This is a genomic window from Streptomyces sp. HUAS TT7, assembly GCF_051550175.1.
Classification (GTDB): domain Bacteria; phylum Actinomycetota; class Actinomycetes; order Streptomycetales; family Streptomycetaceae; genus Streptomyces.
In genome coordinates this window covers 2093174-2105937 of record NZ_CP196175.1, presented here as the reverse complement: position 1 = coordinate 2105937, position 12764 = coordinate 2093174, and the positions used below count along the sequence as shown (strand labels likewise).

The window sequence follows — 12764 nt, the reverse complement described above, 5'->3', positions numbered from 1 at the left end:
CCATGTCGTACGACGTCGAGAAGCCGGACGAGCAGTGGCGCGCGGAACTGACGCCCGCCGAGTACCAGGTGCTGCGCCAAGCCGGCACGGAGCCCGCGTTCGTCGGTGAGTACACCGACACCAAGACGGAGGGCGTGTACTCCTGCCGCGCCTGTGGGGCCGAGCTCTTCACCTCCGGCGAGAAGTTCGAGTCGCACTGCGGCTGGCCGAGCTTCTTCGACCCGAAGGACACCGACGCGGTCGAACTGATCGAGGACCGCACCCACGGCATGGTCCGCACTGAGGTCCGCTGCGCCCGCTGCGGCTCCCACCTGGGTCATGTCTTCGAGGGCGAGGGCTACCCGACCCCGACGGACCAGCGGTACTGCATCAACAGCATTTCGCTGCGGCTGACCGAGAAGTAGTGCCGGAGGCCGAAAGGGGCCGGGACGGACACCGAGTCCGCCCCGGCCCTTCGTTTTCTATCGGCTCACTTTGATGGTGCCCCGGCAGATTTCGAGGATCTTCATCGCGATGGCGCTTCCGGGTCGCCCGAACCGGTCGGCGTACCGCTTGATGATGACGTTCTCGCGGCGGAACTCGGTACGCCGACCGCCCGCGGCGATCCGGACCTCCTGGACGGCCTCGGACAGTTCGCGGCGGCGCTCCAGGAGGCCGAGGATCTCGGCGTCGAGTACGTCGATGGAGCTTCTGAGCTCCGCGATGGCGGCTTCCGTGGTGGCCTTGTCGCCGGTCGGCAGTGTCTGCAGGGTCATGGTGCTCTCCTTGTAGGGCAGGGCAGTTGACGTGCTGGACGGTCGGCCTGGTGCGGATCCCGGTACGGGAAGGTCAGTCATGGACGGCGCCGGGCAACGGGTCGTTTTCCATGCCTCAACGCCTATCAAGTGATGGCGTGCCGGTCGGATGAACTCGCCGGATGGAACAGGACAGTTCAGCACCTGAACCCCTGCGTCAGAAGGTTTTCCTGAGACGGAGGGGCTGCTGGTGGCGCCGCTCAGGCGTGCTCGTGGAGGCGGACTTCGAGGTGGCCACCGTCGGCTTCCGCGGGTACGGATATGGCTGCGGCCCAGGTGCCGGGCACGGCGAGGTCCGTCACGCTCCAGGATGCGGGCGTGCCCGGCACCCCGGCGGCCACGACGGCCGGGCCGGAGCTCTCCGGCCGGGTTTCGACGGCGGACAGGTCGGTGGTGATCCCGACGCCCACCGCTTTGAGCACGGCTTCCTTACGCGTCCAGCAGCGCAGGAAGGCCTGAGTGCGGGCATCCCCTCCGGGAGCGCCGAGCACGATCCGGCGCTCGGACTCGGTCAGCGTGGACGGCGCGAGCTCCTCGATCGGGAACTCCCGCACGACCTCGACGTCCACCCCCACCGGGACGCGGGCCACGGCGAGCATGCCGCAGCCGTCGGTGTGCGAAATGCTGATCCATAGAGGGGAGTCCGGGTGCAGCACGGCGGGCGGCCCGTGCAGCGGATCACCGCACCCCGGGCACGGCCTGCGGCCGAGGCCTATCTCCGCGGGTGGCACATCGAGGAGCTCCGAGAGGATCCGCCGGCTCGCGGCGCGCCCGGCGACGAAACCCACCGCCGTCCTCACGTGCACGAACCGTGCGGCGCGATCGCGCTCGTCCTTGCTGAGCAGGGCCAGGTCGGCCGGATCGATGGGGCCGTCTCCGGTACGCCACCACCAGGCGTGCGCGACGGCGGTGTCGGGTTCGAGGATCAAGGTCACGGAGGAACGCTACAGCCCCCGGGTTGCGCCGGGTTGACGCCTGAAGTTGACGCGGGCCCGGCAGGGCCGTAAGGTCCTTCGAGTTGCCACGGAGCCGGAACGGTTCTGCAGCAGCCGTCCGCCGCAGATTCTGCGGCACCCAACTCAGCACTGTCCCCCGCCCGGGGTGAATTCGGCATGCCGAATTCTATTTCCGGTCGGACCGGAAGACTCGATTATGAATCGGCCGGGGAAATCGGCTAGAGTTCGGGACGTCGGAACGGCCCACAGCCGGGAAGACAAACCCCAATCTCGACGGGGAATCGGACACGAAAGAGTCTGATAGAGTCGGGAACACGAAATACCGAAGGGAAGCGCCCGGAGGAAAGCCCGCGAGGGTGAGTACGAAGGAAGCGTCCGTTCCTTGAGAACTCAACAGCGTGCCAAAAGTCAACGCCAGATTGACAACCCCGTATCCGCTCCGGCGGATCGAGGTTCCTTTGAAAAGTCCATCCGTCCCCTTTTGGGGTGTGGGTGGCGACAAACACAGCGAGGACGCTGTGGACGGGCCGCCTTATTCCGGTGGTTCCGTCCCGCTCTTACGTGATGTGTGCACCCGATGACGGGTAAACATTCATGGAGAGTTTGATCCTGGCTCAGGACGAACGCTGGCGGCGTGCTTAACACATGCAAGTCGAACGATGAAGCCCTTCGGGGTGGATTAGTGGCGAACGGGTGAGTAACACGTGGGCAATCTGCCCTTCACTCTGGGACAAGCCCTGGAAACGGGGTCTAATACCGGATAACACCTTCCACCGCATGGTGGGGGGTTGAAAGCTCCGGCGGTGAAGGATGAGCCCGCGGCCTATCAGCTTGTTGGTGGGGTGATGGCCTACCAAGGCGACGACGGGTAGCCGGCCTGAGAGGGCGACCGGCCACACTGGGACTGAGACACGGCCCAGACTCCTACGGGAGGCAGCAGTGGGGAATATTGCACAATGGGCGAAAGCCTGATGCAGCGACGCCGCGTGAGGGATGACGGCCTTCGGGTTGTAAACCTCTTTCAGCAGGGAAGAAGCGCAAGTGACGGTACCTGCAGAAGAAGCGCCGGCTAACTACGTGCCAGCAGCCGCGGTAATACGTAGGGCGCAAGCGTTGTCCGGAATTATTGGGCGTAAAGAGCTCGTAGGCGGCCAGTCGCGTCGGATGTGAAAGCCCGGGGCTTAACCCCGGGTCTGCATTCGATACGGGCTGGCTAGAGTGTGGTAGGGGAGATCGGAATTCCTGGTGTAGCGGTGAAATGCGCAGATATCAGGAGGAACACCGGTGGCGAAGGCGGATCTCTGGGCCATTACTGACGCTGAGGAGCGAAAGCGTGGGGAGCGAACAGGATTAGATACCCTGGTAGTCCACGCCGTAAACGTTGGGAACTAGGTGTTGGCGACATTCCACGTCGTCGGTGCCGCAGCTAACGCATTAAGTTCCCCGCCTGGGGAGTACGGCCGCAAGGCTAAAACTCAAAGGAATTGACGGGGGCCCGCACAAGCAGCGGAGCATGTGGCTTAATTCGACGCAACGCGAAGAACCTTACCAAGGCTTGACATATACCGGAAAACATCAGAGATGGTGTCCCCCTTGTGGTCGGTATACAGGTGGTGCATGGCTGTCGTCAGCTCGTGTCGTGAGATGTTGGGTTAAGTCCCGCAACGAGCGCAACCCTTGTTCTGTGTTGCCAGCATGCCCTTCGGGGTGATGGGGACTCACAGGAGACTGCCGGGGTCAACTCGGAGGAAGGTGGGGACGACGTCAAGTCATCATGCCCCTTATGTCTTGGGCTGCACACGTGCTACAATGGCCGGTACAAAGAGCTGCGATGCCGTGAGGCGGAGCGAATCTCAAAAAGCCGGTCTCAGTTCGGATTGGGGTCTGCAACTCGACCCCATGAAGTCGGAGTTGCTAGTAATCGCAGATCAGCATTGCTGCGGTGAATACGTTCCCGGGCCTTGTACACACCGCCCGTCACGTCACGAAAGTCGGTAACACCCGAAGCCGGTGGCCCAACCCCTTGTGGGAGGGAGCTGTCGAAGGTGGGACTGGCGATTGGGACGAAGTCGTAACAAGGTAGCCGTACCGGAAGGTGCGGCTGGATCACCTCCTTTCTAAGGAGCACAGCACCGTCTGCAGGCAAGTGTCCTGCACGGTCAGCTCATGGGTGGAACGTTGACTATTCGGCACAGTTGGTTCGGTGGTTTTGCAAGTACTGCTTCGGCGTGGAACGCGAAATACATCGGCTGGCTGGGCCGGGCACGCTGTTGGGTGTCTGAAGGTGCGGCCGTGAAGGTTGTGTCTTCGGTTGCCGGCCCCAGTGCACTCGAACCGGTTGGTTCGGGGTGATGGGTGGCTGGTCGTTGTTTGAGAACTGCACAGTGGACGCGAGCATCTGTGGCCAAGTTTTTAAGGGCGCACGGTGGATGCCTTGGCACCAGGAACCGATGAAGGACGTGGGAGGCCACGATAGTCCCCGGGGAGCCGTCAACCAGGCTTTGATCCGGGGGTTTCCGAATGGGGAAACCCGGCAGTCGTCATGGGCTGTCACCCGTACCTGAACACATAGGGTATGTGGAGGGAACGAGGGGAAGTGAAACATCTCAGTACCCTCAGGAAGAGAAAACAACCGTGATTCCGGGAGTAGTGGCGAGCGAAACCGGATGAGGCCAAACCGTATGCGTGTGATACCCGGCAGGGGTTGCGCATGCGGGGTTGTGGGATCTCTCTTCTGTCGTCTGCCGGCGACAGGGCGAGTCAGAAACCGTATGGATAGGCGAAGGACATGCGAAAGGTCCGGCGTAGAGGGTAAGACCCCCGTAGCTGAAATTCATGCGGCTCGTTTGAGAGACACCCAAGTAGCACGGGGCCCGAGAAATCCCGTGTGAATCTGGCGGGACCACCCGCTAAGCCTAAATATTCCCTGGTGACCGATAGCGGATAGTACCGTGAGGGAATGGTGAAAAGTACCGCGGGAGCGGAGTGAAATAGTACCTGAAACCGTGTGCCTACAAGCCGTGGGAGCGTCGCGCATCGAGCTTGCTCGGTGCGTCGTGACTGCGTGCCTTTTGAAGAATGAGCCTGCGAGTTAGCGGTGTGTAGCGAGGTTAACCCGTGTGGGGAAGCCGTAGCGAAAGCGAGTCCGAACAGGGCGTTTGAGTTGCACGCTCTAGACCCGAAGCGGAGTGATCTAGCCATGGGCAGGTTGAAGCGGCTGTAAGAGGTCGTGGAGGACCGAACCCACCAGGGTTGAAAACCTGGGGGATGACCTGTGGTTAGGGGTGAAAGGCCAATCAAACTCCGTGATAGCTGGTTCTCCCCGAAATGCATTTAGGTGCAGCGTCGTGTGTTTCTTGCCGGAGGTAGAGCACTGGATAGGCGATGGGCCCTACCGGGTTACTGACCTTAGCCAAACTCCGAATGCCGGTAAGTGAGAGCGCGGCAGTGAGACTGTGGGGGATAAGCTCCATGGTCGAGAGGGAAACAGCCCAGAGCATCGACTAAGGCCCCTAAGCGTACGCTAAGTGGGAAAGGATGTGGAGTCGCAGAGACAACCAGGAGGTTGGCTTAGAAGCAGCCACCCTTGAAAGAGTGCGTAATAGCTCACTGGTCAAGTGATTCCGCGCCGACAATGTAGCGGGGCTCAAGCGTACCGCCGAAGTCGTGTCAATCCAGCAATAGGGCCAACGCCTGTTGGGTTGGGTAGGGGAGCGTCGTGTGCCGGGTGAAGCTGCAGCGGAAGCTAGTGGTGGACGGTTCACGAGTGAGAATGCAGGCATGAGTAGCGATACACACGTGAGAAACGTGTGCGCCGATTGACTAAGGGTTCCTGGGTCAAGCTGATCTGCCCAGGGTAAGTCGGGACCTAAGGCGAGGCCGACAGGCGTAGTCGATGGACAACCGGTTGATATTCCGGTACCCGCTTTGAAACGCCCAGTATCGAGCCCATTAATGCTAAGGCCGTGAAGCCGTTCCGGACCCTTCGGGGAATGGAAAGTGGTGGAGCCGTCGACCCAAGGTGGTAGTAGGTAAGCGATGGGGTGACGCAGGAAGGTAGTCCAGCCCGGGCGGTGGTTGTCCCGGGGTAAGGGTGTAGGCCGTGCGGTAGGCAAATCCGTCGCACGTTGAGGCTGAGACCTGATGCCGAGCCGATTGTGGTGAAGTGGATGATCCTATGCTGTCGAGAAAAGCCTCTAGCGAGTTTCATGGCGGCCCGTACCCTAAACCGACTCAGGTGGTCAGGTAGAGAATACCGAGGCGTTCGGGTGAACTATGGTTAAGGAACTCGGCAAAATGCCCCCGTAACTTCGGGAGAAGGGGGGCCACAACTGGTGATGAGTCTTGCACTCTGAGCTGGGGGTGGCCGCAGAGACCAGCGAGAAGCGACTGTTTACTAAAAACACAGGTCCGTGCGAAGCCGTAAGGCGATGTATACGGACTGACGCCTGCCCGGTGCTGGAACGTTAAGGGGACCGGTTAGTCACATTTCGGTGTGGCGAAGCTGAGAACTTAAGCGCCAGTAAACGGCGGTGGTAACTATAACCATCCTAAGGTAGCGAAATTCCTTGTCGGGTAAGTTCCGACCTGCACGAATGGCGTAACGACTTCTCGACTGTCTCAACCATAGGCCCGGTGAAATTGCACTACGAGTAAAGATGCTCGTTTCGCGCAGCAGGACGGAAAGACCCCGGGACCTTTACTACAGTTTGATATTGGTGTTCGGTTCGGCTTGTGTAGGATAGGTGGGAGACTGTGAAGCCGTGACGCCAGTCATGGTGGAGTCGTCGTTGAAATACCACTCTGGTCGTGCTGGATGTCTAACCTCGGTCCGTGATCCGGATCAGGGACAGTGTCTGATGGGTAGTTTAACTGGGGCGGTTGCCTCCTAAAGAGTAACGGAGGCGCCCAAAGGTTCCCTCAGCCTGGTTGGCAATCAGGTGTTGAGTGTAAGTGCACAAGGGAGCTTGACTGTGAGACCGACGGGTCGAGCAGGGACGAAAGTCGGGACTAGTGATCCGGCGGTGGCTTGTGGAAGCGCCGTCGCTCAACGGATAAAAGGTACCCCGGGGATAACAGGCTGATCTTCCCCAAGAGTCCATATCGACGGGATGGTTTGGCACCTCGATGTCGGCTCGTCGCATCCTGGGGCTGGAGTCGGTCCCAAGGGTTGGGCTGTTCGCCCATTAAAGCGGTACGCGAGCTGGGTTTAGAACGTCGTGAGACAGTTCGGTCCCTATCCGCTGCGCGCGCAGGAATATTGAGAAGGGCTGTCCCTAGTACGAGAGGACCGGGACGGACGAACCTCTGGTGTGCCAGTTGTCCTGCCAAGGGCATGGCTGGTTGGCTACGTTCGGAAAGGATAACCGCTGAAAGCATCTAAGCGGGAAGCCTGCTTCGAGATGAGTGTTCCCACCCACTTGATGGGGTAAGGCTCCCAGTAGACGACTGGGTTGATAGGCCAGATGTGGAAGCCCGGTAACGGGTGGAGCTGACTGGTACTAATAGGCCGAGGGCTTGTCCTCAGTTGCTCGCGTCCACTGTGTTTGTTCTGAAGCAATGAACAGCCGTGAGAACCCCTGGTTTCGGTGGGTTCCGGTGTTCAACTTCATAGTGTTTCGGTGGTCATAGCGTTAGGGAAACGCCCGGTTACATTCCGAACCCGGAAGCTAAGCCTTTCAGCGCCGATGGTACTGCAGGGGGGACCCTGTGGGAGAGTAGGACGCCGCCGAACAAATTGTGGGGAAAGCCCCGCACCAGGTCCGTATACACGGATCACGGTGCGGGGCTTTTTCGCGTTTCACATCCGGATCAGGAATGCATTCAGGACTCCATCTGAGCCCTGAATGCAAAGCCCTAAGCCGGCTGCAGCAGATCCCAGCGATTCCCGTAGAGGTCCTCGAACACCGCTACCGAACCGTACGGCTCGTGCCGAGGTTCCTCAAGAAAGCGGATGCCGGCCGCCAGCATGCGGGCATGGTCGCCCGCGAAGTCCTTGGTGTGGAGGAAGAATCCGACCCGGCCGCCGGTCTGGGCGCCTACGCTCGCCAGCTGGGCCTCGTCCTTCGCGCGGGCCAGGAGCAGCGAGACCGCGTCGCTTGTGGTGCCGGGCGGGCGGACGACCACCCAGCGCGAACCGTCCCCGCGGTCGGTGTCCTCGGCCAGTTCGAATCCGAGGGCCCGGGTGTAGAAGTCGATGGCCTCGTCGTAGTCGCGCACGACGAGCGTAATCAGTGCAATGTGCGGCATACCGCCAGGTTATACGTACTACCTAACCCCGGGAGCGCCCGGTGGAACAATGCGGGGTATGGATCTCGACCTTGACGGGCTCGTGGGCCGCGCCCACAGCCTCGTCGTTCCCGGGCGTCGCCGCATTCTTGGCATCGCGGGGCCGCCCGGTGCCGGAAAGTCCACGCTGGCCGGTGAGTTGGTGAGGCGCCTCGACGGCCAGGCCGTGCTCGTGCCCATGGACGGGTTCCATCTCGCCAATGGGGAGCTGCGCCGGCTCGGACGTACCGAACGCAAAGGCGCGCCCGACACCTTCGACGCCGCTGGATATGCCGCGCTGCTCGCCCGGCTGCGCTCGCCCGCTGCCGGCACGGTCGTGTACGCGCCGGACTTCGACCGGTCGTTGGAGGAGGCGCTGGCCGGGAGCATTCCCGTCGAGCCTCAGGTGCCGCTCGTCGTGACCGAAGGCAACTACCTGCTTCATGACGAGGGGCCCTGGGCTCAGGTCAGAGATCTCGTCGACGAGATCTGGTATCTCCACGTCGACCATGGGGAGCGGGTACGCAGACTGGTCGAGCGGCATGTGCGGCACGGGAAGGCCCGGCCGTACGCAGAGCGGTGGGTCGAGGAGTCCGACGAGGTCAACGCACGTCTCGTGGCCGCCGGGCGCGCGCGGGCGGATCTTGTCATCACGGGTGCGCTCACTGGGTAGGCTCGCAGCTCTGGCGACCGTGCGAGGGGAAGGCAGCAGACGTGGGGATATTCCGACGAGGGCCCAGGCGGGACGCGAGCGACGTTCCGAGGGACCCCGAGTTCGGCTTCTTCTCGAACGGCGAGGGCGCCCGGTTCCGTGCGGTGGTCAGGGAGGCGTTCGCGGAGCTGGGCCTGGAGGTCACGGTCTACGCGGACATGGTGAAGGACAGCGGCGGCCGCCAGTTCGGCCTGGGCAACCTCGCGGCCGTCTGCCACAACGAGCCGCGTGGCCCGCGCGTGTGGCCGGAATTGATCCGTAAGCACGTCGGAATGGTGCTGCGCACCATGGACGCTCCTTCCGCACTTGAAACCATGCCGCCCGAACAGATCCGGGCTCAGCTGTATCCCCGGGTGATCAGCGGCGACGGACTCGACGCGCAGAGCTTCGGCTATGCGCGCAGCGTGGCGCCGGGCCTCTACGAGATCCTCGCTCTCGACCTCCCCGAGAGCGTCATGATGCTCACCGACGAGGCTCTCGAACCCCTCGGCAAGGTTCCTGACCTGCGCGAACAAGCCCTGCGCAATCTGCGGGAACTGCCCGTCGAGGGGCACGAGACGGTCAAGGGCGACGACGGGATGCGCTTCGACATCGTCGTCGGCGACTCCTTCTACACGGCCAGCCGGGTGCTCGCCCTGGACGCCGTCGTACGCCAGGTCACCGGTCGCGAGGTCCCGCCGGAGGGCGCGCTTGTGGCGATGCCTTTCCGCCACCAGCTCGCCTTCCACGTCATCCGCGACTCCGGCATGGTGCTCGCCCTCAACGCCATGGCCTCGTTCGCGGCCTCGGGGTACGAGGACACGCCGGGGTCGATCAGCCCGTACGTCTACTGGTGGCGCGGCGGCACGCTCACTCAGCTCAGCGACCGGGACGGCGAGGGGCTGCGGATCGTCGTCGGGGAGGACTTCGGTGAACTCCTTGAGCGACTTGTCGATGACGAGACGGATGGGTTCTGAGGGGCCGAGCCGGGGCTGAGAGGCGTGCTGAGCCACCCTTGAAGGAGGCCGCACGAAGGCTCAACCCACTCGCGTGCCGACGGGCGTCCGGGCAGGATGAGGCCATGCCTACGACGCCCGCCCCCGCTCCCTTCACGGCCGACGACTACCGGGCCCGGATGGCCCGCGCCGCCCGGTCCGCCGCCGACGCCGGACTGGCCGGCGTGCTCGTCGCGCCCGGCCCCGACCTGGTGTACCTCACCGGCTACCAGCCGACCGCGATCACCGAGCGGCTCACCGTCCTCGTGCTCGCGGCCGGTCAGGACCCGGTCCTGGTCGTGCCGACCCTGGAGGCACCCGACGCCGCGCACGCCGCAGGGGCCGCCGCGCTGACCCTGCGGGACTGGACCGACGGCAAGGACCCGTACACCGTGACGGCCCCGCTCCTCGACGTCGACGGGCGTTTCGGGGTCAGCGACAACGCCTGGGCGATGCATCTGCTCGGGCTGCAGAAAGAGCTGCCCGGCACCTCGTACGTCGCACTGACCGAGGCGCTGCCCATGCTGCGGGCCGTCAAGGACGAGCACGAGCTGGCCCGCCTGGAGGCGGCGGGCGCGGCGGCGGACGAGGCGTACGACGAGATCGTGAAGGTACGTTTCGCGGGCCGGAAGGAGACGGAGGTCGCCGCCGATCTCGCCGCCCTCCTTATGAAGTACGGCCATTCACAAGTGGACTTCACTGTGGTCGGCTCCGGGCCCAACGGCGCCAACCCGCACCACGAGGCCGGCGACCGGACCATCGAGCGCGGCGACATGGTCGTCCTCGACTTCGGTGGACTCAAGCACGGCTACGGCTCCGACACCACCCGAACCGTCCATGTCGGCGAACCCAGCGTCGCCGAGCAGCGCGTCCACGACGTGGTGCGCGAGGCCCAGCAGGCCGGCTTCGAGGCGGTCAGGCCCGGCGTCGCCTGCCAGGACATCGACCGTGCCGCGCGCGCCGTGATCGCGGACGCCGGGTACGGCGAGTACTTCATCCACCGCACCGGCCACGGCATCGGTGTGACCACCCATGAGCCGCCGTACATGATCGAGGGAGAGGAGCGGCCGCTCGTGCCCGGGATGTGTTTCTCCATCGAGCCGGGCATCTATCTGCCCGGCCGGTTCGGCGTCCGCATCGAGGACATCGTCACCGTTACGGATGACGGCGGCCGGCGTTTGAACAACACCGACCGCGCCATGGCGATCGTCGAGTAACCGCCGTCAGTAGTACAGGCGTTGAGTGGTGCGGTCCTCAGCGGCCGAGGATCGCACACGACTCGGGCGGCATCACCAGCAGGCCGTCACCATCCGGCGCCCCGACCGGCTCCCAGGCGGCGAGGACCCGGCCGCCGTTCCCGAGCTTGATCCGTGCCGCCTCCTCGGAGAGGTTGACCACGACCCGCAGGTCGCCGCGCCTGTAGGTCAGCCAGCGCGCCTCCTCGTCGTACGCCACCTTGACGGCCGCGAGGTCGGGGTCCGTCAGATCGGCCCGGTCGCGGCGCAGCGCGATGAGTTCGCGGTACCAGGCAAGGAGCCTGGCGTGCGGCTCGCTCGCGGGCTCCGTCCAGTCCAGGCACGAGCGCTGCCGCGTCGCCGGGTCCTGAGGGTCGGGGATGTCCTCGGCGGACCAGCCGTGCGACGTGAACTCCCGCCGCCTGCCCTCCCGTACGGCCCGGGCGAGCTCGGGGTCGGTGTGGTCGGTGAAGAACTGCCAGGGGGTGCGGGCGCCCCACTCCTCGCCCATGAAGAGCATCGGCGGGTACGGGCTCGTCAGGGTCAGCGTCGCCGCGCAGGCCAGCAGGCCGGGGGAGAGGCCGGCGGAGAGGCGGTCGCCCTGGGCCCGGTTGCCGATCTGGTCGTGGGTCTGCGCATAGCCCAGGAAGCGATGGGCGGGGGTGCGGGCGCGGTCGACGGGCCTCCCGTGGACGCGGCCGCGGAAGCTCGAATACGTGCCGTCGTGGAAGAACACACGGGGCAGGGTCTTGGCGAGCGCGGAGAGCGGGGCACGCGCGAAGTCGGCGTAGTAGCCCTGGGATTCACCCGTGAGGGCGGTGTGCAGGGCGTGGTGGAAGTCGTCGTTCCACTGGGCGTGCAGGCCGAGGCCGCCCTCGCGACGCGGTGTGGTGGTGCGCGGATCGCAGCTGTCGGACTCGGCGACGAGGAAGAGCGGCCGGCCGAGCTCGGCGGCGAGCACGTCGACGGCCGTCGAGAGCTCTTCGAGGAAGGTGAACGCGCGGGTGTCGGCCAGCGTGTGCACCGCGTCCAGGCGCAGCCCGTCGAGGCGGTAGTCGCGCAGCCAGGCCAGCGCGCTCTCCAAGAGGAAGGCGCGTACCTCGTCGGAGCCGGCGGCGTCCAGGTTGACGGCCGAGCCCCAGGGCGTGTGGTGGGTGTCCGTGAAGTACGGGCCGAAGGCGGGCAGATAGTTGCCGGACGGGCCCAGATGGTTGTGCACGACGTCCAGGACGACGCCGAGACCATGGGCGTGCGCCGCGTCGACAAACCTCTTCAGCGCCTCGGGTCCGCCATAGGGCTCGTGCACCGCCCAGAGGGAGACGCCCTCGTACCCCCAGCCGTGCCGCCCCGGGAAGGGGCACACCGGCATCAGCTCGATGTGCGTGATCCCCAACTCGGCCAGATGGGGCAGTTGTTGGACGGCCGCGTCGAGGGTGCCTTCGGGGGTGAAGGTGCCGATGTGCAGTTCGTACAGGACGGCCCTCTGGAGTGGGCGGCCATCCCAGGGGTGCTGCCAGTCGAACGTTTCGTGGACGACGACCGCGCTGAGGCCGTCCGGGCCTTCGGGCTGCCGGCGTGACCGCGGGTCGGGCAGCGGAGGGCCGTCGTCCAGTACGTATCCGTAGCGGTCGCCCGAGTGCGCCTCGGCCTCGGCCAGCCACCAGCCCGCGCGCACGGGGTGGCGGCTCATGGGATGGGTCGCGCCCTCCAGGACAAGGGCGATCCGGTCGGCGTGCGGCGCCCACACTTCGAACAGCACTGGTGTGTCCCCCTGTCGTTGCCGGTTGCGACCATGGTGCGACAGACGAGGGGGACACGCCCGTAAT

The 12764-nt window shown here is 64.5% G+C and carries 8 protein-coding genes and 3 rRNA genes; 7 read left to right on the top strand and 4 right to left on the bottom strand.

Annotated elements, in window-relative coordinates; genetic code table 11:
* Nucleotides 1-2 precede the first annotated feature (2 nt).
* Nucleotides 3-404: a peptide-methionine (R)-S-oxide reductase MsrB gene (gene msrB / locus ACSHXC_RS09375; protein WP_189965676.1), complete on the top strand. Its 402-nt coding sequence runs from the start codon at nt 3-5 to the stop codon at nt 402-404.
* A gap of 57 nt (nt 405-461) precedes the next feature.
* Here the strand turns inward: msrB and ACSHXC_RS09370 are convergent, their stop codons facing one another.
* Both ACSHXC_RS09370 and ACSHXC_RS09365 read right to left on the bottom strand, forming a co-directional pair.
* Complete coding sequence (locus tag ACSHXC_RS09370) at nt 462-755, bottom strand: chorismate mutase (protein ID WP_438291136.1); 294 nt, start codon at nt 753-755, stop codon at nt 462-464.
* A gap of 239 nt (nt 756-994) precedes the next feature.
* Nucleotides 995-1729, bottom strand: a complete 735-nt coding sequence (locus ACSHXC_RS09365) for a 4'-phosphopantetheinyl transferase family protein (RefSeq protein WP_438291135.1) — start codon at nt 1727-1729, stop codon at nt 995-997.
* 612 nt (nt 1730-2341) lie between these two features.
* On the opposite strand from ACSHXC_RS09365, the gene ACSHXC_RS09360 reads away from it, so the two are divergent.
* The 3 genes from ACSHXC_RS09360 to rrf all read left to right on the top strand — a co-directional run bounded on the left by ACSHXC_RS09360 (nt 2342) and on the right by rrf (nt 7484).
* Nucleotides 2342-3867, top strand: a 16S ribosomal RNA gene (locus ACSHXC_RS09360).
* A gap of 285 nt (nt 3868-4152) precedes the next feature.
* A 23S ribosomal RNA gene (locus ACSHXC_RS09355) occupies nt 4153-7275 on the top strand.
* 92 nt (nt 7276-7367) lie between these two features.
* Nucleotides 7368-7484 (top strand): 5S ribosomal RNA (gene rrf / locus ACSHXC_RS09350).
* The 16S, 23S and 5S rRNA genes sit together here, the layout of an rRNA operon.
* 122 nt (nt 7485-7606) lie before the next feature.
* Here the strand turns inward: rrf and ACSHXC_RS09345 are convergent.
* Nucleotides 7607-7999, bottom strand: coding sequence for a VOC family protein (locus tag ACSHXC_RS09345; protein WP_438291134.1), 393 nt, complete (start codon nt 7997-7999; stop codon nt 7607-7609).
* A gap of 58 nt (nt 8000-8057) precedes the next feature.
* On the opposite strand from ACSHXC_RS09345, the gene ACSHXC_RS09340 reads away from it, so the two are divergent.
* The 3 genes from ACSHXC_RS09340 (at nt 8058) to ACSHXC_RS09330 (ending at nt 10920) form a co-directional block, all read left to right on the top strand.
* Nucleotides 8058-8690 (top strand): nucleoside/nucleotide kinase family protein, encoded by a 633-nt coding sequence (locus ACSHXC_RS09340; protein WP_438291133.1) that lies wholly within the window; start codon nt 8058-8060, stop codon nt 8688-8690.
* A gap of 41 nt (nt 8691-8731) precedes the next feature.
* On the top strand, nt 8732-9685 hold the full coding sequence (locus tag ACSHXC_RS09335) for a hypothetical protein (protein WP_438291132.1): 954 nt from the start codon (nt 8732-8734) through the stop codon (nt 9683-9685).
* Nucleotides 9686-9789: 104 nt separating this feature from the next.
* Nucleotides 9790-10920, top strand: coding sequence for a M24 family metallopeptidase (locus ACSHXC_RS09330; RefSeq protein ID WP_438291131.1), 1131 nt, complete (start codon nt 9790-9792; stop codon nt 10918-10920).
* A 37-nt stretch (nt 10921-10957) separates the two neighbouring features.
* Here the strand turns inward: ACSHXC_RS09330 and treZ are convergent, their stop codons facing one another.
* The gene (gene treZ, locus ACSHXC_RS09325; protein WP_438291130.1) at nt 10958-12697 is read right to left on the bottom strand and encodes a malto-oligosyltrehalose trehalohydrolase; all 1740 of its coding nucleotides are present in this window, start codon (nt 12695-12697) and stop codon (nt 10958-10960) included.
* Nucleotides 12698-12764 lie beyond the last annotated feature (67 nt).

Excerpts from the sequence above, each read along its gene's own strand:
- ACSHXC_RS09330 (WP_438291131.1), top strand. The coding sequence starts at position 9,790 with ATGCCTACGACGCCCGCCCCCGCTCCCTTCACGGCCGACGACTACCGG.
- ACSHXC_RS09370 (WP_438291136.1), bottom strand. The coding sequence starts at position 755 with ATGACCCTGCAGACACTGCCGACCGGCGACAAGGCCACCACGGAAGCC.
- ACSHXC_RS09345 (WP_438291134.1), bottom strand. The coding sequence starts at position 7,999 with ATGCCGCACATTGCACTGATTACGCTCGTCGTGCGCGACTACGACGAG.
- ACSHXC_RS09340 (WP_438291133.1), top strand. The coding sequence starts at position 8,058 with ATGGATCTCGACCTTGACGGGCTCGTGGGCCGCGCCCACAGCCTCGTC.
- msrB (WP_189965676.1), top strand. The coding sequence starts at position 3 with ATGTCGTACGACGTCGAGAAGCCGGACGAGCAGTGGCGCGCGGAACTG.